Genomic DNA, 19321 nt, shown 5'->3' with positions numbered 1-19321 from the left:
ACTCCGGGCGCTCTCGAACAGTTGCAGAAGGGCTTCACAGTGTCGGAATTGCAGTGGGATGAGATCGACCGGCGTGCGGTGGACACCGCGCGCCTTCTGGCTGCGGATGCCGTGGAGAAGGTCGGCAACGGCCACCCCGGTACCGCGATGAGCCTGGCGCCTGCGGCGTATCTCCTCTACCAGCGGGTTCTCCGCCACGATCCGACGGACACCGACTGGCTCGGTCGCGACCGCTTCATCCTCTCGGTCGGACACTCCTCCCTCACCCAGTACGTGCAGCTCTACCTCGGCGGCTTCGGCCTCGAGCTCGACGACCTCAAGGCGCTCCGCACCTGGGGCTCGCTGACCCCTGGCCACCCGGAGTACGGCCACACCAAGGGTGTCGAGATCACCACCGGCCCCCTCGGCCAGGGACTCGCGTCTGCTGTCGGCTTCGCGTACGCCGCCCGCTACGAGCGCGGCCTGTTCGACCCCGAGGCCGAGGCGGGCACGAGTCCCTTCGATCACTTCGTCTACGTGATCGCCGGTGACGGCGACCTGCAGGAGGGCGTCACCAGCGAGGCCTCCTCGCTGGCGGGCCACCAGGAGCTCGGCAACCTCATCGCCATCTACGACTCCAACCAGATCTCGATCGAAGACGACACGAACGTCGCCTTCACCGAAGACGTCGCGAAGCGCTACGAGGCCTACGGCTGGCAGGTCCAGGTCGTCGACTGGAAGAAGACCGGCGAGTACGTCGAAGACGTCGCCGAGCTGCACGCCGCGATCGAGGCAGCGAAGGGCGAGACCTCCAAGCCGTCGCTCATCATCCTCAAGACGATCATCGGCTGGCCGTCGCCCGGCAAGCAGAACTCCGGCAAGATCCACGGTTCGGCGCTCGGTGGCGACGAGCTCGCCGCGACCAAGAAGGTCCTCGGCTTCGACCCCGAAGAGCACTTCGCGATCGCCGACGACGTGATCGCCCACACCCGTGCACTCGCCGACCGCGCCGCCGAGACCCGCGCCGCATGGCAGACCTCGTTCGACGCGTGGGCTGCGGCCAACCCCGAGCGCAAGGCCCTGCTCGACCGCCTCGAGGCGAAGGAGCTCCCGGCGGACATCACCTCCGCGCTCCCGGTCTTCGAGGGCGGCAAGGACGTCTCGACGCGTGCGGCTTCCGGCCAGGTCATCAACGCCCTCGCCGCCGAGCTCCCCGAGCTCTGGGGCGGCTCGGCCGACCTCGCCGAGTCGAACCTCACCACGATCAAGGACTCGAAGTCCTTCATCCCCGCCGAGTGGTCGACCCACGAGTGGTCGGGCGACCCCTACGGACGTGTGCTGCACTTCGGCATCCGCGAGCACGCCATGGGTGCGATCGTCAACGGCATCGTGCTGCACGGCCCGACGCGTGCGTTCGGCGGCACGTTCCTCATCTTCAGCGACTACATGCGCCCGCCGGTGCGTCTGGCCGCTCTGATGAACGTGCCGAGCATCTTCGTCTGGACCCACGACTCCGTCGCCCTCGGAGAAGACGGCCCGACCCACCAGCCGGTCGAGCAGATCGCCACGCTCCGCGCGATCCCGAACTTCACCCTGGTGCGCCCCGCAGACGCCAACGAGACCTCGGCCGCCTGGCTCGAGATCCTCCGCCGCCACGAAGGGCCCGCCGGCATCGCCCTGACCCGTCAGAACATCCCGGTGTTCGAGCGCGGCGAGGGCGCAGCCGACGGCGACGTCTTCGCGTCCACCGACGGCGTCTCGAAGGGCGCGTACGTGCTCGCCGAGGCCCCGAACGGCACCCCCGACGTGATCATCATCGCCACCGGCTCCGAGGTCCAGCTGGCGGTCGACGCTCGCGCGGCCCTGGCCGAGGAGGGTGTCAACGTCCGCGTCGTCTCCGCTCCCTCGCTGGAATGGTTCGACGAGCAGGACGAGGCGTACCGCGAGTCGGTGCTCCCCAAGTCCGTCACCGCCCGCGTCTCGGTCGAGGCGGGCTCCGTCCTCAGCTGGCGCGGCATCGTGGGCGACCGCGGCCGTTCCGTCGGCATCGACCACTTCGGCGCCTCCGCCGACTACAAGACCCTGTTCGAGAAGTTCGGCATCACCACCGAGGCCGTCATCGCGGCCGCACGCGAGACCATCAAGGAGAACGCATGAGCACCCCCACCGCAGACCTCGCAGCAGCCGGTGTCAGCATCTGGCTCGACGACCTGTCGCGCACCCGCATCTCCTCCGGCAACCTGGCCGAGCTGATCGAGACCCGCAACGTCGTGGGCGTCACCACGAACCCGACGATCTTCGCGAACGCGATCACCGACAAGAACAACACGTCGTACGACGCCCAGGTCACCGAGCTCGCCGCTTCCGGCGCCACGGCCGAGGAGGCTGTCTTCGCCGCGACGACGCAGGACGTCGCCGCAGCACTCGACGTCTTCCGTCCGGTCTGGGAGGCATCCGGTCACGTCGACGGACGCGTCTCGATCGAGGTCTCCCCCGACCTCGCGCACGACACCGAGGGCACGGTCGCTCAGGCCAAGCAGCTGTGGGCCAAGGTCGATCGCCCCAACCTTCTCGTGAAGATCCCGGCGACCAAGGCCGGACTTCCCGCCATCACCGAGGCGATCGCGTCGGGCATCAGCGTCAACGTGACGCTGATCTTCAGCCTGGAGCGCTACGCCGAGGTCATCGACGCCTACCTGACCGGACTCGAGCGGGCGCACAGCGCCGACTTCGACCTGTCGAGCATCCACTCGGTCGCCTCGTTCTTCGTGTCGCGGGTCGACACCGAGACCGACAAGCGCCTCTCCGCGATCGGCACCCCCGAGGCAGACGCGCTCAAGAGCAAGGCCGGACTCGCCAACGCGCGTCTCGCCTACGAGCTCTTCGAGCAGAAGTTCGCCGAGAAGCGCGCGCAGGACCTCATCGCGCTCGGCGCGAATGCACAGCGTCCGCTGTGGGCGTCCACCGGCGTCAAGGACCCTGCACTGCCTGACACCCTGTACGTGACGGAGCTCGTCGCCAAGGACGTCGTCAACACGATGCCCGAGAAGACCCTCGAGGCGACGTTCGACCACGGCGTCGTCACCGGAGACACCATCACGGGTGGCTACGAGGACGCCCGCGCGGTGTTCGCCGGCCTCGCCGATCTGGGCATCGACTTCACCGACGTCACCCAGGTGCTCGAGGACGAGGGCGTCGCCAAGTTCATCGACTCGTGGCACGATCTGCTGACGCAGGTGGCAGCGGGCCTCGAGGCGCAGCGATGACATTCGCCATCCACGCCTCTGGCGCGGCTCGGGTCGCGATAGACGAGACGGTCCCCGCTCTCGTCCGCGACCTCGTCGCCTCTCGGATCACCGGCGGCGACGCCGGTCTGTGGGGCGCGGCCGCCGAGTCCGAGGCATCGATCAGGCTCGGCTGGGTCGAAGCCGTCTCGATCTCCCGACCGCTCGTCGCCGAGATCGAGGCCCTGCGCTCGGATCTGGTCGCGAAGGGCGTCACGCGCGTCGTGCTCGCCGGCATGGGCGGCTCGTCCCTCGCGCCCGAGGTCATCGCCCAGACCGCCGGTATGCCGCTCACCATCCTCGACTCGACAGCACCGGGCCAGGTGCTCGCCGCGCTCGACGAGGGCCTCCAGGAGACCGTGCTGGTCGTCTCCTCGAAGTCCGGATCGACGGTGGAGACCGACTCGCAGCGGCGCACGTTCGAAGCGGCCTTCCGCGACGTGGGCATCGACCCCGTCGAGCGGATCGTCGTGGTGACCGACCCCGGTTCTCCGCTCGACGTGTCGGCCCGTGAGGCGGGATACCGCGTCTTCACCGCGGACCCGAACGTCGGCGGCCGCTACTCCGCCCTCACCGCCTTCGGCCTGGTCCCGTCCGGCCTCGCCGGTGTCGACATCGACGAGCTGCTCGACGAGGCGGAGGCGTCTCTGCTGGAGGTCGCGATCGATTCGGCCGACAACCCCGCGCTGCGTCTCGCCGCCGCGATCTCGGCCACGGCCCCTCGGCGCGACAAGCTCGGACTGGTCACCGACGGCACTCACATCAACGGCCTGCCCGACTGGATCGAGCAGCTGATCGCGGAGTCCACCGGCAAGGAAGGCACCGGCATCCTCCCGGTCGTCCTGCTGCCCGTCTCCCCCGAACTCGACTCGCGACCCGACGACCTGCAGGTCGTGCGGCTGGTCGACGATGCCAACGAGTTCCACCTGCGCGAACGTCACGAGGGCGAGATCCTCGTCAGCGGTTCGCTGGGCGCGCAGTTCATCGTCTGGGAGTACGCGACGGCGATCGCCGGTCATCTGCTGGGGATCAACCCCTTCGACCAGCCCGACGTCGAATCGGCCAAGGTCGCCGCACGCGGCCTGCTCGACGACCGCCCGGCTCCGACCGCTCCCGCGTTCGTGGAGAGTGGCGTCGAGGTCCGTGTCTCAGACCCGGCCCTCGCGGTCTCGGGAACGGTCGAGGGCGTGCTGGATGCTCTCTGGGCTCAGCTCCCCGCCGACGGCTACGTCTCGATCCAGGCATACGTGAACCGTCTCGATGTCCCGCAGCTCCAGGGCCTCCGTGAGCTCGTCGCCGCCGATTCCGGTCGTCCGACGACCTTCGGCTGGGGACCCCGCTTCCTGCACTCCACGGGTCAGTACCACAAGGGCGGTCCTGCGCAGGGTGTGTTCCTGCAGATCCTGGAGAGCACAGAGGTCGACCTCGAGATCCCTGAGCGTCCGTTCACGTTCGGACAGCTGATCCAGGCCCAGGCCGCCGGCGACGCCGGTGTCCTCGCCGAGCACGGCCGTCCGGTCGTCTCCCTGACGATCACCGATTCGTCGGCCGACGTCCTCACCCTCTTCGAAGCCGCACAGAAGTAACAGCCAGGAGAATCCCCCACCGATGTCTGTTCCCATCTCGCGCGGGCACAACCCGCTGCGTGACCCTGATGACCGTCGTCTCAACCGGATCGCGGGGCCCAGTGCCCTCGTGATCTTCGGAGTGACCGGTGACCTGTCACGCAAGAAGCTCATGCCCGCGGTCTACGACCTCGCCAACCGCGGGCTCCTGCCTCCTGGGTTCGCCCTGGTCGGCTTCGCCCGCCGCGACTGGGAGGACCAGGACTTCGCCCAGGTCGTCTACGACGCGGTGAAGCAGCACGCTCGCACGCCCTTCCGCGAGGAGACGTGGGCGCAGCTGCTGCAGGGCATCCGATTCGTCTCGGGTGAGTTCGACAACCCCGACTCGTTCCGCAAGCTCCGCGAGACGGTGGACCAGCTCGATGTGGAACGCGGCACCATGGGCAACCACGCGTTCTACCTTTCGATCCCGCCGAAGGACTTCCCGCTCGTCGCCAAGCAGCTGAAGGACTCCGGTCTCGTCGGCGCGGATGACGATGACGACGAGCGCTGGCGCCGCGTCGTGATCGAGAAGCCGTTCGGTCACGACCTCGAGTCGGCCAGGGAGCTGAACGCCGCGCTCGAGGTGGCCTTCTCGGCCGACTCGATCTTCCGCATCGACCACTACCTCGGCAAGGAGACGGTCCAGAACATCCTGGCGCTGCGCTTCGCGAACGAGCTCTACGAGCCGATCTGGAACCGCAACTACGTCGATCACGTGCAGATCACCATGGCCGAGGACATCGGAGTGGGCGGCCGCGCCGGCTACTACGACGGTGTCGGCGCCGCGCGCGACGTCATCCAGAACCACCTCCTCCAGCTGCTGGCGCTGACCGCGATGGAAGAGCCGATCAGCCTCTCCGCCGAGCACCTGCGCGCCGAGAAGGAGAAGGTGCTGGCCGCCGTGCACGTGCCGGAGGACCTCTCGCTCGCCACCGCTCGCGGACAGTACGCCGGCGGATGGCAGGGCGGGGAGCAGGTCACCGGCTTCCTCGACGAGGACGGCATGAACCCGCAGTCCTCGACCGAGACGTACGCGGCGATCAAGCTCGAGATCGACACCCGTCGCTGGTCGGGCGTGCCGTTCTACCTCCGTACCGGAAAGCGGCTCGGCCGTCGCGTGACCGAGGTCGCCGTGGTCTTCAAGAAGGCCCCCGAGCACCTCTTCGGTCGCGCGAACACCGCGGAGCTCGGCCAGAACGCACTCGTGATCCGCGTGCAGCCCGACGAGGGCGTGACGATCCGCTTCGGCTCGAAGGTCCCTGGCAACGGCACCAACGTCCGCGACGTCACGATGGACTTCGGCTACGGACACGCCTTCACCGAGGCGAGCCCCGAGGCATACGAGCGCCTGATCCTCGACGTCCTCCTGGGCGACCCGCCGCTGTTCCCGCGGCACGAGGAGGTCGAGCTGTCCTGGAAGATCCTCGACCCGGTGGAGAAGTACTGGGCTGCCGAAGGCGGCCCGGTCGATCAGTACGCACCCGGCTCATGGGGTCCGGCCTCCGCCGACGACCTCCTTGCCCGCGATGGACGAGTCTGGAGACGCCCATGATCATCGACCTTCCCGACACGACCGTCAGCCAGGTCGCGAAGCAGCTCGTCAAGGTGCGCGAGGAGGGTGGCGCCGTGGCCCTCGGTCGCGTGCTCACCCTCATCATCTCGGCCCGCAACGGTGTGGCCGAAGCCGCGATCGACGCCGCAAACGATGCCTCCCGCGAGCACCCGATGCGTGTCATCGTGCTCACCACCGGCGACGGAGACGCCCGCCTCGACGCGCAGATCCGTGTCGGTGGTGACGCCGGCGCGAGTGAGGTCGTCGTCCTGCGGGCGTACGGCGATGCCGCGAGCAACGAGGAGAGCCTGGTCACCGGCCTCCTGCTGCCCGACGCTCCTGTGGTGGCCTGGTGGCCGGAGGAGGCACCCGCCTCACCCGCTCACTCCCCGCTGGGCAAGATCGCCCAGCGTCGCATCACGGATGCGGCCACAGCACCCGACGTGCGCGATCGCCTCGCACGGCTCGGCGAGACGCATGCTCCTGGCGACACGGACCTCGCCTGGACGCGTCTCACGCACTGGCGCGAGCAGCTCGCCGCCGTGCTCGATCAGCCTCCGTTCGAAGAGGTCACCGCTGTCGAGGTGCGCGGCGGCTCCGCCTCGCCGTCCACCGCGCTCCTGGCGGCCTGGCTCCAGATGGCGCTCGACATCCCGGTGAAGTGGTCGTACGAGAACCCCGAGCACTGGCAGGAGGGCATCAAATCCGTGCGCCTGCACCGCGCGTCGGGCGACATCCTGCTCGAGCGTCCGACGCCCGGCGTCGCCGTCCTCACCCAGCCGGATCAGCCCGACCACGACCTGCACCTCCCGCGCCGCACCCTCCGCGAGTGCCTCGCCGAGGAGCTGCGTCGCCTCGACCCCGACGTCCTGTACGGTCGAGTGATCACCGAGGGCTGGGAGAAGCTGGGTCCGCCCGAGACAGGAGAATGATGTCGTCGCAGACAGCGTCCGCAGAGAAGCGGGTCGTGGTCGAAGCCACTCCCGAGAAGCTCGCACTGCGAGTGGCCGACAGATTCCTCACACGCCTCCGTGCGCGTACGCGCAACGGCCGCATCGCCCATGTCGCCCTGACCGGCGGCTCGATGGGCGGCGCGGTGCTGCGTGCGACGCGCGAGCACCCGCGCTCGGCAGACATCGACTGGTCGCTCGTCCACTTCTGGTGGGGTGACGAGCGGTTCGTCGCCCGCGACGATGCGGATCGCAACGCCCTGCAGTCCCGTGCTGCGCTGCTCGACCACATCCCGGTGCCGGATGAGAACATCCACGAGGTGGCGGCGGCGGGCGAAGGGGTGACCCTCGACGAGGCGGCCACCGCGTACGCCGCAGAGCTCGCGCGGTTCGGCAGCGACGAGCATCCGTGGCCGTCCTTCGCCGTGTGCTTCCTCGGCGTGGGCCCGGACGGGCACATCGCCTCGCTCTTCCCCGATCGCCCGGAGGTCACGGTCACGGATGCGGCAGCTCTCGCGGTGCGGGACTCCCCCAAACCGCCTCCGGAGCGCGTGACGCTCACGCGTCCGGTGCTCAACGCGTCCAAGCGGGTCTGGCTCGTGCTCACCGGTGCGGACAAGGCTTCTGCGCTCGGACTCGCCCTCGCGGGCGCGAGCTACGCCAACGTCCCCGCTGCGGGCGCGAAGGGGCGCAAGCGCACCGTGTTCTTCGTCGACGAGGCAGCTGCCTCGGAGGTCTCACCGGATCTCATCGATCCGGCGTACTGACCGCGAGCCTCAGGCTTCGGGGGCCTTGCGCTCGCCGTCGCTGCCCCGCACGATGCCGAGGTCCTGGCTGTCGCTGAGCACCTGCGGGTGGTAGCGCGCGAGACCGATCACGCCCCAGACGGCGATCGCTCCGGCGATGCCGAAGATCACGAGCACCCACGGCGGGGCAGCGGCGGCCTCGCCGAGCACGACCATGCCGATCAGCACGGCGATCAGCGGATCCACCACCGTCAGTCCAGCGATCACGAGGTCGGGGGGACCTGAGCTGTAGGCCGTCTGCACGAAGTAGGCCCCGACCGCGGCCGCTGCGACGAGGGCGAGGACGCAGACGATCGTGATCCACTCGAAGTTGCCCGCCTGCACGCGCTTGATGACGACCTTCGCGAGCGTGGCGACGAAGCCGTAGAGGATGCCTGCCCCGACGACGTAGAACAGCGCACGCATGCGGTGGCGGAGGATCAGCCAGCAGGCGCCCAAGATGATGATCACGACCAGCAGGACCGCGAGGATCGTGAAGAGCTCGGTATCGGTCACGTCCTTCTCCGTCGCGAAGATCGCCGCGAAGAACACGAAGAGGAAGATGCCGCCCACGCAACAGACGATCGCCGTGATCGACTGCTTCGTCGGGGAGTGTCCCGAGATGCGCGCATTGAGGAGAGTCGTCATGACCAGGGCGATCGCGCCGAGAGGCTGGACCACGATCAGCGGCGCGACAGTGAGCGCGGCGAGCTGGCAGACGACCGCGAGCGCGAGCATCAGGGTGCCGATCAGCCACGAGGGGCGAGTGAGCAGCCCTCTGACCTGTGCCATCGAGAGTCCGGACGCTCCGTCTGCACCGCTCAGTCGCTCCATCTTCTCGACGCCGCGGTGCTGATACTGCGCACCGAGCGACATGAAGACGGCGCCGGCCAGGGCGAGGGGGATGCCGAGGAGCAGTCCCGGGTTCTGGAACGCGCCTACCAGCTGGTCGGTGACGTCTTCCGCCCCAGTCATCCATACGGAGATGCTCACCCTACGACCCTACCCGGCGATACGCGCCGAGTAGGGTTATGGCGTGGCTGTTCTTCCTATTCGCATCATGGGCGACCCCGTCCTGCACTCCCCCGCTTCCCTCGTCGAGGACATCTCCGACGACATCCGCACCCTCGTCTCCGACATGTTCGAGACCATGGACACCGCGCCGGGGGTGGGGCTCGCCGCACCACAGGTCGGTGTCCCGCTGCGCATCTACACCTACGCGTATGTCGACGACGACGACCAGCCGTGGCGAGGCGTGATCATCAACCCCGAGCTCTGGATGGTGCCGCTGGAGCCGGGCGAGCCCGACGACGACCTCGAGTCCGAGGGGTGCCTCTCGTTCCCGGGCGAGCGGTTCCCGCTGCGCCGCTCGGAGCGCGTCCGGGTGGCCGGGATCGATCTCGAGGGGAAGCCCGTCGAGATCGCGGTCGACGGCTGGCGCGCGCGGATCATGCAGCACGAGTTCGACCACCTCGACGGCATCCTCTACATCGACCGGCTGTCGGACCGCGACTGGAAGACCGTGCAGAAGATCGCGAAGAAGCGCGGCTGGGGCAAGCCCGGTGCGAGCTGGCTGCCCGGGGTCGACGACCTCGAGGGCTGACACTCCCAGCGCGATCACAGTGTTCTCCGAGTTGCGTCACAGACTCCGCGACGGATAGCGTTCTCGAGGCGGGATATCGATATCTCGCACCAAGAGGCTCTGGGAGGGGACGATCATGATGAAGCTGCGCACGCGACGCGCACTGGCGCTGGCAGGTTCTGCTGTGGCGCTGTCGGTCGCATTGACCGGTTGTAGCGCGCTGAACGGCATTCTGGGCGGTGGCTCGGGAGACGCCGACCGCGATGAGGAGACCGGCGAGGTGACGGAGAGCGCGAACATCGACATCTTCTCGCTCAAGCTCGGCGACTGCATCATGGAGAGCGCGACCGGCCTGCTCGAGGACATCGACGTGGTCCCGTGTGCCGAGGCGCACGACCAGGAGGTGTACTACGAGATCACGATGGACGATGGAGACTTCTCCGAAGAAGACGTCGACGCGGCGTCGCAGGAGTGCATCGGCGATGCGTACACCTCGTTCGTCGGAGTGGCCTACGACGCGTCCACGCTGAACGTCACCACGATCGCCCCCACGAAGGACACCTGGGAAGGTCTGAACGACCGCGTCATCCAGTGCATCATCTTCGACCCGGCCGGCCAGACGACCGGCTCGCTCAAGGGCGCAGCCAAGTGATCTGAGTCTGCATCGAAGAAGGCCTCGCCGACCGGCGGGGCCTTCTTCGTATCCGGGGCGAAAAGTGCCGAAAAGGGAAAACCCCCGGCCTTCCGAAGAAGGCCGGGGGTATTGGCTCCCCGGCTTGGACTCGAACCAAGAACCTGCCGGTTAACAGCCGGCTGCTCTGCCAATTGAGCTACCGAGGAATGTGCTCCGCTGCGCGGGCAACTCGTCAATCCTAGCAAACTCCCGCGCGTGCTCGTGACACGGGGCGCACATCGGGCGTGTCGCCAGAACGAGCGCTCAGTGCTGTGAATCGGCCTCTGCGTTCGGCACCCAGAGCAGGTCCTTGCCGACCCCGCGCGCCACCACATGGCCGCCCCGCAGCATGAGCGTCTCGGCGTTCAGCTCGCGGATGAAGTCGGCGTCGTTCGTCACCAGCAGCGCCCCCATCCCCTGCTCCTTGCGGCGGCGGGTGATGGCGTCGAAGACGACGGGCCTGACCTCGAGATCGAGGTTGGCGAGGATCTCGTCGGCGATGAGGACGCGAGGTTCGAGCACGAACGACCGGGCGATCGCCACCCGCTGTCGCATCCCCGCGCTCAGCTCGTACGGGAACTTGGCGGCCGTGCCCAGCGGCAGGTGCAGCTCGTCGAGAAGGGTCGCGACCCTGATCGAGAGGGCCTTCGTGTTGACCCGCTTCTCGCGGATGAGGATGGGCTCCGCGATGACCTCGTTCACGGTGAGCTGGGGCGGCAGATCGGCGCCCGCTCCCTGGGGGACGAAGCCGGTGCGATAGGTCAGCAGGCGGTGCTTGCGTCCTGGCCGCCGGATGTCGACACCGCAGACCTGTGCGGTGCCGCCCACCACGCGCACCGACGGATCGGTGGATCCTGCGAGGGCGGCGACCAGCGTGGACTTGCCCGACCCCGTAGGACCGGCGACGCAGATCAGCCCACCGGGCGCGAGGGTGAAGCTCACGCCGTCGATGGCGCGGGTCGGTCCGCTGTGCCCGATCCGGTCGATGACCAGGTCGGAGCTGTCGATCGCGTTGGTCGATTCGGGCCGGGAGAACATTCCTCCATCCTGCCCTGCCGCGTCCGGCTGCCGCCGTTACGACTCGGTGAACCGCTGACGCTCCACATCGATGTCGCGCAGACGCATCCGGAGTGCGCGTCCGCCGTCGGAGTCGGCCGGCACTCGCTGGACCGCGCCCAGGAGCTCCTGCTTCTCGTGCTCGAGGCTGCGCAGGATCAGTCGGCGGGCGAGGTCGGTGGTGGAGGCGACCGCCCCCTCCTCGTTGCGCGCCGGGAAGGGCGTCATCAGCAGCTCGCCGGCGAGCGAGCGGTAAGGCTCGCGGACCGAGTTCACGGCATCCGTGACCCACCCGGCCCTGGTGCGATCGGATGCGGATGCCACGGCCTCGCGCACGGCATCCAGACCCGGGGTGCGGAAAGGAGCGCTGAGCGCCCGGGTCAGCAACGTCTGATCGATCTGATGCCCGTACTGCAGGGCACCCATCAGCGCGTCGCGCTCGACGGCCATATCGCCCGTACGTGGCAGGCTCGCCAGCGTCACGGGAGCGACCCCCGGTACGCCGCCGGCGGTGTCGGCCGCGGCGGACTCGTGCCGACTCGTCTCCTGGCGCGACTGCTGACCGCCCTGACGGGCGGCACGCTCGACCTCGCCGTGCACCTCGGTCGGATCCATGCCGAGTCGCCGCGCGAGCACCCGCTCGTAGCCGGGCCGCAGCAGTCTGTCGCGGATCTCCGCCACGATCGGCGCGGCGGCGCGCAACGCCCCCACGCGTCCTTCGACCGTCGACAGGTCGAAGCCTCCGAGTCGGCGGTCGATGGCGAACTCGAACATCGGCTGCTTCGTCTCCATGAGCGAACGCACCGCCGCATCGCCGCGCTGCAGCCGGAGGTCGCACGGGTCGAGGCCGTCAGGGGCGACCGCCACGAAGGTCTGCGCATTGAAGCGGTCGTCCTCGGTGAACGCCCGCAGCGCGGCCTTCTGACCGGCCTCATCGCCATCGAACGTGAAGACGACCTCGCCTGAGGCGTTGTCGTCGCCCATGACGCGGCGCAGTACCTTGATGTGGTCGGTCCCGAACGCCGTGCCGCACGTGGCGATCGCGGTCGTGAGCCCCGCCAGGTGGCAGGCCATCACGTCGGTGTACCCCTCGACCACCACGACCCGACGAGGGTCGCCGCGCGAGATGTCGCGTTTGGCGAGGTCGAGTCCGTAGAGCACCTGCGCCTTCTTGTAGATCGGCGTCTCGGGGGTGTTCAGGTACTTCGGCCCCTGGTCGTCGTCGAAGAGCTTGCGCGCGCCGAAGCCGATCGTCTGGCCGGACACGTCGCGGATCGGCCACACCAGCCGGCCGCGGAACCGGTCGTAGACTCCGCGTTGACCGGTCGAGACGAGACCGGCAGCGCTCAGCTCGTCGCGGGTGAAGCCCTGCGCGGTGAGAGCCTTGAGCATCTTGTCCCAGCCGCGCGGAGCGAAGCCGACCCCGAAGTGAGCGGCGGCGCCGGCGTCGAAGCCGCGTTCGCCGAGGAAGCGCCGCCCTGCCTCGGCATCCGCCGTCAGCAGCTGTGCGCGGAAGTACTCCGCGGCCGCCGTGTTCGCCGCATACAGACGGCTGCGGCCGCTCGTCTCAGGAGCGGAGCCGCCGTCTTCGTAGTGCAGCGAGTAGCCGATGCGGCCGGCGAGCCGCTCGACCGCCTCGGTGAAGCTGACGTGGTCCATCTCACGCAGGAACGAGTAGACGTCGCCGGACTCCCCGCATCCGAAGCAGTGGTAGTAGCCGACCTGCGGCCGGACGTGGAAGCTCGGACTCTTCTCGTCGTGGAAGGGGCACAGGCCCTTGAGCGACCCGACTCCCGCGGACTTGAGCGCGACGCGCTCTCCGACGATGTCGGCGATGTTCGTGCGGGCCTTGACCTCGTCGACGTCGGCCTGGCGGATGCGAGGCATCAGCCGGCTCCTTCGACGACCGCCTGCCGCGGCGTGTGCTGGCGAGCACCGGGCCGCGCGTGCCGTGGGGTCCAGATCCCGACCTCGGCCGGGTCGATCTCACCGACGAGGCGGTTGTGCCAGTCGATCGCGCTCTGATCGGTCAGGCTGGCGATCTGGTCGACGATGACGCGAGCGCGCTCGGCGTCGGTGGTCGCCGCGACGAAGTCCGCCGAGAACGCGGGCTCCAGCACATCAGCACCCGCCGACCACAGCGCATCGGTGGACCAGAGAGCCTCGGCGAGCCGCTTCAGGACGCGCCGCTGCTCCTTGTAGACGCCCTTGCGCGCGTCGATGGTCACGATGGCCTGGCCCATGATGCCCTTGAGCACTGCGATCTCGGCTTCGACCACACGCGGCACGACGACGTGCGCGTTATAGCGGACGAGGGCGGACCCCGCATACGCCTCGCGCGTCGCCGACACCGCCGCGCGGGCGAAGCGACCGATGAAGTCGCTCGTCAGGTTCTTGAGCCGTGCGAGGTCGTGCCGGGAGCGATCGAACGACTGCAGCCACATCGGCTGCGAGGCGAGCCGGTACAGCGCGTCGGCCAGCTCGTCACGGGTGAAGTCGTAGCCGACCCACTGCTGGATGCGGTCGATGAGAGCGTCGTGCTCGCGGGGATCCGAGAGTCCTGCGACGTCGACGTAGCCGTTGACGATCGCGTCCTCGAAGTCGTGCACGGAGTAGCCGATGTCGTCGGAGAGGTCCATGATCTCGGCCTCGATGCACCGCAGTCGGCCCGGTGCTCCCTCACGCATCCACCGGAACACGGCCTCGTCCTCCGGGTAGACGCCGAACTTCAGGCGGCCTCCCGGATCGGGCACCGGGCTGTCGACGGTCCAGGGGTACTTGCAGGTCGCGTCCAGGCTCGCCCTGGTCAGGTTGAGCCCGACCGACTGCCCGTCGTCGTCGATCGCCTTGGCTTCGAGACGCGTCAGAATGCGCAGCGACTGCGCGTTGCCCTCGAACCCGCCGATGGGCTCCGCCCACTCGTTGAGCGCCCGCTCGCCGTTGTGCCCGAACGGCGGGTGGCCGAGGTCGTGGCTGAGGCAGGCTGTGTCGACCACGTCGGCCGAGACGCCGAGCGCCGTGGCGAGCTCGCGTCCGACCTGAGCGACCTCGAGCGAGTGCGTCAGTCGGTTGCGGGCGAAGTCGGCCGTGCTCGCCGGGCTGAGCACCTGCGTCTTGGCGGCCAGCCGTCGCAGCGCGGCGGAGTGGAGGACGCGCGCGCGGTCACGAGCGAAGTCGTCGCGTTCGGATCGATGGGTCTCGGCGAAGAATCGTTCGGCGTCGCGCGGGTGGTATCCGTCCGAGCGCCCGCGCGCCGAGTGCACCTGGGGATCAACCGCCACTGTTCTCGATCTCCGCCCCTCGCATCATCTCGGATGCCGACGCCGCGAGCTCGCGCGACTCCAGCCACTTGTCCGGCAGCGCCGGACGCTTCGGACGGCCAGAGCGACCGCGCTGGCCCTCGGCGTCCGCACCGGGGTACGGAGCGCTGTGGTCGAGCTGGCCGAGCAGGTCGTCGATCTCCGCGAGGCTGGATGCCGTGGCGAGGCCCGTGCGGATGTCACCGCCGACGGGGTAGCCCTTGAAGTACCAGGCGACGTGCTTGCGGACGTCGCGGCATCCGCGATCCTCGTCCTCGAAGAACTCGACCAGGAGCTCTGCGTGGCGGCGGAAGGCGTTCGCGACGAAACCGAGCGTCGCATCGACAGGGTGCGCTTCCGCACCGAACGCCGCGGCGAGCTCGCCGAACAGCCAGGGACGGCCGAGGCAGCCTCGCCCGACCACGACGCCGTCGCAGTCGGTCTGCTGCATCATGCGGACGGCGTCGTCGGCGGACCAGATGTCGCCGTTCCCGAGCACGGGCACGCTCGTGACCGCCTGCTTGAGCTCGCCGATGGCGTCCCAGTCGGCGAAGCCCGAGTAGAACTCGCTCGCCGTGCGGGCGTGCAGCGCGATCGCCGAGACCCCGGCGTCCTCGGCAGCGCGACCCGCGTCGAGGAATGTGAGGTGATCGGGGTCGATGCCCTTGCGCATCTTCACGGTGAGCGGCACGTCGCCTGCGGCCTTGACGGCCTGCGTCACGATCTGCGAGAACAGCGAGCTCTTCCACGGCAGGGCCGCTCCCCCGCCCTTGCGGGTGACCTTGGGCACCGGGCAGCCGAAGTTCAGGTCGATGTGATCGGCGTGGTCCTCGGCGACGATGATGCGGACGGCCTCGGAGATCGTGTACGGGTCGACGCCGTAGAGCTGGATGGACCGAGGCGTCTCCGACTCGTGGTGGCGGATGAGCCGCATCGTCGTCTCGTTGCGCTCGACCAGCGCGCGAGAGGTGATCATCTCGCTCACGTAGAGTCCTGCGCCGTACTCGCGGCAAAGCCTGCGGAATGCGGTGTTGGTGATGCCCGCCATGGGTGCGAGGACGACCGGCACGTCGAGAGCGATCGGGCCGATGGTGAGGGAGCGTGCAGAGGCGGTGGCGAGAGTCATGTCCCCTCCATTCTCCCAGACACGGAGCCGGTCTCGGCGCATCGACCTAAGCTGTGCATATGACCGATCCTTCCGTCCGCTCCATCCCCTTCACCGACGCCGAAGGCAACGAGAAGACACTCGACGATCTGGGCGCAGATGTGGTGCTCGTCGTCAACGTCGCATCGAAGTGCGGACTGACCCCGCAGTACGAGCAGCTCGAGGAGCTGCAGCGTCTGTACGGTGATCGCGGCTTCAGCGTCGTGGGCTTCCCGTGCAACCAGTTCTTCGGTCAGGAGCCGGGTTCCGTCGATCAGATCCTCGAGTTCTGCTCCACGACCTACGGCGTCACCTTCCCCATCAACGACAAGGTCAAGGTCAACGGCCGCAACGCCACCGACCTCTATAAGACGCTGAGGGAGACCCCGGATGCTGCCGGCAAGGCCGGCAAGGTGGAGTGGAACTTCGAGAAGTTCCTGGTGCTGCCGGACGGCGAGGTCGTCCGGTTCCGCCCGAAGCAGAAGCCGAACGACCCCGAGATCGTCGGGGCCATCGAAGCCGCGCTGACCCGCTAGGCGGTTGCTTCCTCCGGCGCCGCCTCGGCGCCGGTCTCGCCGCGCTTCGACCAGAGGTCGCGGAGCACGTTCTCGAATGCTGTGGGCGGCTGGGCTCCGCTGATGCCGTACTGCCCGTCGATCACGAAGAAAGGGACGCCCTGGATGCCGTAGGCCTGCGCCTGCGCCTGGTCCTGGCGCACATCGGCCAGGTGGCGGGAGGACACGAGCGCGTCACGGGTGTCGTCCGGGTTGAGCCCGACCTCGGCGGCCAGCTCCACCAGGTCGTCGATGCGTCCGACGTGCTTGCCCTCGGTGAAGTAGGCGGACATGAGCCGCTCCTCCATCTCGTGCTGCACGCCCTGCTGCTTCGCGAAGTGCAGGAGCTCGTGAGCCTTGACCGTGTTCGTGTGCTGCAGGAGGTCGAACCGGTACTCGAGTCCGGCGTTCTCGGCGACACCGGTCACGTGCGTGAGCATCTGCTCGACCTGGTCGCGCGGCATCCCCTTGTGTCCGGAGAGGAAGTCGACTTCATCGCCGTCGAAGTCGACCGGAGTGTCGGGCGAGAGCTCGAACGAGTGGAAGGTGATGTTCACCTGCGGGGCGTCCTCGTCGGCGGAGACCGCTTCGAGCCCCTTCTCGAGGTTGCGCTTGCCGATGTAGCACCACGGGCAGGCGATGTCGGACCAGATGTCGATCGAGATGGCTTCAGTCACACTCCCATCCAACCGCATGCGGCTATGAGCTATTCCGTGAGTAGGATTCTCGGATGCCCTCCGCCGCCGATCCGCTGCCGTTCCAGCCGGAGCGCGTCCTCATCGCCGGGGTGACCGGATCGGGAAAGACCACACTCGCACGGCGAGTGGCCGAACTCTGGGGTCTCAGGCACGTCGAGATCGACGCGCTGTACCACGGCGAGAACTGGATCCCTCGTCCCGCGTTCCTCGACGACGTCCGCGCCTTCGCCGCGGAGGACCGTTGGGTCACCGAATGGCAGTACACGAGCAAGGGCACCGACGAGATCCTCGCTCCGCGCGCGCAGCTCGTGATCTGGCTCGACTACCCCTACCGGGTGGTCCGCTCGCGACTTCTGCGGCGCACGCTCGGTCGCAGCATCCTGCGCACCCGCATCTACAACGACAACGTCGAGAAGCCGATCTGGCGGATGTTCTCGGGAGATCCCGAAGAGAACATCATCGCCTGGCAGACGAGAACTCTGCACAAGTGGTCGGAGCGGATGCCCGGGGTCGCGAGCGAGCACCCGCATCTCGTGATCGTGCGGCTGCGCCACCCGCGAGAGACGGAGAGGTGGCTGCGGGCTCAGGCGGAGGCGTCCGGGGTGTCGACCGCCCCGCCGAAACGGCGATCGCGCGACAGGTAGACGCCGATCGCCCGCCACAGCTCCTCGCGGGAGAAGTCGGGCCACAGTGTGTCGAGGAACACCATCTCCGCGTATGCCGCCTGCCACAGCAGGAAGTTCGAGGTGCGCTGCTCCCCCGAACTGCGCAGGAACAGGTCGACGTCAGGCATGTCCGGCACGTAGAGGTTGCGACGGATCAACTTCTCCGAGATCGCGTTGGGCTTGACCCGACCCGCTGCGACATCGGTCGCGATCGCGCGCATCGCGTCGACGATCTCGATCCGGCCGCCGTAGTTCACGCACATGGTCAGGGTGAGCACGTCGTTGCCGCGGGTGAGCTGCTCGGCATACTGCAGCTCCTTGATGACGCTCCCCCACAGCCGCGGCTTGCGGCCGGCCCATCGGACCCGAACGCCCCACTCGTTGAGCTGGTCGCGTCGGCGGTGCAGCACATCGCGGTTGTATCCCATGAGGAAGCGGACCTCCTCCGGAGACCGCGCCCAGTTCTCGGTCGAGAACGCGTAGACCGACAGGTGCTTCACGCCGGCCTGGATCGCCCCGGCCACGACGTCGAGCAGCACCTCCTCGCCCGCCTTGTGCCCTTCGATGCGGTTCAGACCGCGGCGGTTCGCCCAGCGGCCGTTGCCGTCCATGACGATCGCGACGTGCTCGGGCACCGCGGGGAACGCCGGCGGATAGACCCCCGTCCAGTCCAGCGGGCGGTAGGCCACGGCATCCTTGTGCGTGTAGGGCTTGGGGCTCACCGTGCTCCTTCTCGAGGGATGTCGGCCACGAGGTGTGCGAGCGAGCGGATGCCGCGCTCCAGGTGCCACTGCGCATAGGCGGCCACGAGGCCGGACGCCGCCGCCGTGTCGGCCTGAGGCGCGGCGTCGATCACGTCCCACTCGCCCGACATGAGCGAGCGCAGCAGCGACAGGGTCTTCTCGGCGACTCGCGGGCTTCCCGCCGGCGCGCAGTTCGAGCAGACCGCTCCACCGAGCTGTCCGACGAAATGCACGTGGGGTCCCGGGGCCGCACAGCGCGCGCAGTCGCCGAGCGAGGGCGCCCACCCCGACAGCGCCATCACGCGCAGCAGATACGAGTCGAGGATGCTGCGGGGTGAGTGCTCGCCCCGCGACAGGGCGCGCAGACCGCCGACCAGCAGCAGGTACTGCTCGGGAGTGGCCTCGGAATCGCTCAGCCGGTCGGCCGTCTCCACCATCGCGTTGGCTGCGGTGAACCTGTCGTAGTGCGCGGCGATGTCGGATCCGTAGGAGCCGAGCGACTCGGCCTGCTGCACGATGTCGAGCGAGCGACCCTGATACAGCTGCACATCGGCGACCATGAACGGCTCGAGCCGGGAGCCGAACTTCGACGACGTCCGCCGCACTCCCTTGGCGACCGCGCGGATCTTGCCGTGCCGCCGAGACAGCATGGTGACGATGCGATCCGCCTCACCCAGCTTGTGGGTGCGCAGGATCACCGCTTCGTCTCGGTAGGTGGGCACCGTTCGATTATCCTCCGTGCGCGAGAAT

General features: G+C 68.5%; 18 protein-coding genes and 1 tRNA gene. 10 read left to right on the top strand and 9 right to left on the bottom strand.

Annotated features, from left to right (window positions below):
- Positions 1–39 precede the first annotated feature (39 nt).
- Genes tkt through pgl form a run of 6 tightly spaced genes read left to right on the top strand, consistent with a single transcriptional unit; the run spans position 40 to position 8139 of the window.
- Positions 40–2136, top strand: coding sequence for a transketolase (gene tkt / locus BLW44_RS08725; protein ID WP_060926174.1), 2097 nt, complete (start codon positions 40–42; stop codon positions 2134–2136).
- Entirely contained in the window at positions 2133–3245 is a 1113-nt protein-coding gene (tal, locus tag BLW44_RS08720) for a transaldolase (protein ID WP_060926115.1), read from the top strand. The genes tkt and tal overlap by 4 nt, the downstream gene beginning before the upstream one ends.
- Complete coding sequence (locus BLW44_RS08715; protein WP_060926116.1) at positions 3242–4849, top strand: glucose-6-phosphate isomerase; 1608 nt, start codon at positions 3242–3244, stop codon at positions 4847–4849. Before tal ends, BLW44_RS08715 begins: the two co-directional genes overlap by 4 nt.
- A 22-nt stretch (positions 4850–4871) precedes the next feature.
- Positions 4872–6422 (top strand): glucose-6-phosphate dehydrogenase, encoded by a 1551-nt coding sequence (gene zwf / locus BLW44_RS08710; protein ID WP_060926117.1) that lies wholly within the window; start codon positions 4872–4874, stop codon positions 6420–6422.
- The gene (locus BLW44_RS08705) at positions 6419–7354 is read left to right on the top strand and encodes a glucose-6-phosphate dehydrogenase assembly protein OpcA (protein WP_060926118.1); all 936 of its coding nucleotides are present in this window, start codon (positions 6419–6421) and stop codon (positions 7352–7354) included. Before zwf ends, BLW44_RS08705 begins: the two co-directional genes overlap by 4 nt.
- Positions 7354–8139, top strand: a complete 786-nt coding sequence (gene pgl, locus BLW44_RS08700; protein WP_167347451.1) for a 6-phosphogluconolactonase — start codon at positions 7354–7356, stop codon at positions 8137–8139. Before BLW44_RS08705 ends, pgl begins: the two co-directional genes overlap by 1 nt.
- 9 nt (positions 8140–8148) lie before the next feature.
- Here pgl and BLW44_RS08695 read toward each other — a convergent pair whose 3' ends face one another.
- On the bottom strand, positions 8149–9132 hold the full coding sequence (locus BLW44_RS08695) for a DMT family transporter (protein ID WP_060926120.1): 984 nt from the start codon (positions 9130–9132) through the stop codon (positions 8149–8151).
- 61 nt (positions 9133–9193) lie between these two features.
- Between BLW44_RS08695 and def the strand changes: the two genes are divergently transcribed.
- Together def and BLW44_RS08685 are read left to right on the top strand one after the other, a co-directional pair.
- On the top strand, positions 9194–9760 hold the full coding sequence (def, locus tag BLW44_RS08690; protein WP_074731718.1) for a peptide deformylase: 567 nt from the start codon (positions 9194–9196) through the stop codon (positions 9758–9760).
- Between the two features lie 115 nt (positions 9761–9875).
- Entirely contained in the window at positions 9876–10391 is a 516-nt protein-coding gene (locus BLW44_RS08685; protein WP_060926122.1) for a septum formation family protein, read from the top strand.
- A gap of 112 nt (positions 10392–10503) precedes the next feature.
- Here BLW44_RS08685 and BLW44_RS08680 read toward each other — a convergent pair.
- From BLW44_RS08680 to dusB, 5 genes are all read right to left on the bottom strand, one after another.
- Positions 10504–10579: transfer RNA gene (locus BLW44_RS08680), tRNA-Asn, on the bottom strand.
- Positions 10580–10676: 97 nt separating this feature from the next.
- Complete coding sequence (locus BLW44_RS08675; protein WP_060926123.1) at positions 10677–11450, bottom strand: ATP-binding cassette domain-containing protein; 774 nt, start codon at positions 11448–11450, stop codon at positions 10677–10679.
- 36 nt (positions 11451–11486) lie between these two features.
- Complete coding sequence (dnaG, locus tag BLW44_RS08670) at positions 11487–13355, bottom strand: DNA primase (protein ID WP_060926124.1); 1869 nt, start codon at positions 13353–13355, stop codon at positions 11487–11489.
- A complete protein-coding gene (locus BLW44_RS08665) occupies positions 13355–14749 on the bottom strand; it encodes a deoxyguanosinetriphosphate triphosphohydrolase (protein ID WP_060926125.1) in 1395 nt (464 codons plus the stop codon). The genes dnaG and BLW44_RS08665 overlap by 1 nt, the downstream gene beginning before the upstream one ends.
- Positions 14739–15893 (bottom strand): tRNA dihydrouridine synthase DusB, encoded by a 1155-nt coding sequence (gene dusB / locus BLW44_RS08660; protein WP_060926126.1) that lies wholly within the window; start codon positions 15891–15893, stop codon positions 14739–14741. The genes BLW44_RS08665 and dusB overlap by 11 nt, the downstream gene beginning before the upstream one ends.
- 59 nt (positions 15894–15952) lie before the next feature.
- Between dusB and BLW44_RS08655 the strand changes: the two genes are divergently transcribed.
- Positions 15953–16447 carry a glutathione peroxidase gene (locus BLW44_RS08655; protein ID WP_060926127.1) on the top strand — a complete coding sequence of 165 codons (495 nt, stop codon included), beginning with the start codon at positions 15953–15955 and terminating at the stop codon, positions 16445–16447.
- Here BLW44_RS08655 and BLW44_RS08650 read toward each other — a convergent pair.
- Positions 16444–17142 carry a DsbA family oxidoreductase gene (locus BLW44_RS08650; protein ID WP_060926128.1) on the bottom strand — a complete coding sequence of 233 codons (699 nt, stop codon included), beginning with the start codon at positions 17140–17142 and terminating at the stop codon, positions 16444–16446. The genes BLW44_RS08655 and BLW44_RS08650 overlap by 4 nt on opposite strands.
- A 53-nt stretch (positions 17143–17195) precedes the next feature.
- Between BLW44_RS08650 and BLW44_RS08645 the strand changes: the two genes are divergently transcribed.
- On the top strand, positions 17196–17807 hold the full coding sequence (locus BLW44_RS08645) for a P-loop NTPase family protein (protein WP_060926129.1): 612 nt from the start codon (positions 17196–17198) through the stop codon (positions 17805–17807).
- On the opposite strand, the gene BLW44_RS08640 is transcribed toward BLW44_RS08645, so the two are convergent.
- The gene (locus BLW44_RS08640; protein ID WP_060926130.1) at positions 17747–18550 is read right to left on the bottom strand and encodes an isoprenyl transferase; all 804 of its coding nucleotides are present in this window, start codon (positions 18548–18550) and stop codon (positions 17747–17749) included. The genes BLW44_RS08645 and BLW44_RS08640 overlap by 61 nt on opposite strands.
- Entirely contained in the window at positions 18547–19293 is a 747-nt protein-coding gene (gene recO, locus BLW44_RS08635) for a DNA repair protein RecO (RefSeq protein WP_060926131.1), read from the bottom strand. Before recO ends, BLW44_RS08640 begins: the two co-directional genes overlap by 4 nt.
- Positions 19294–19321 lie beyond the last annotated feature (28 nt).

The organism is Microbacterium hydrocarbonoxydans (assembly GCF_900105205.1).
Taxonomy (GTDB): Bacteria; Actinomycetota; Actinomycetes; order Actinomycetales; family Microbacteriaceae; genus Microbacterium; species Microbacterium hydrocarbonoxydans.
Note: the sequence above shows the minus strand (reverse complement) of the source record. Positions and strands in the feature narration are given on the sequence as shown.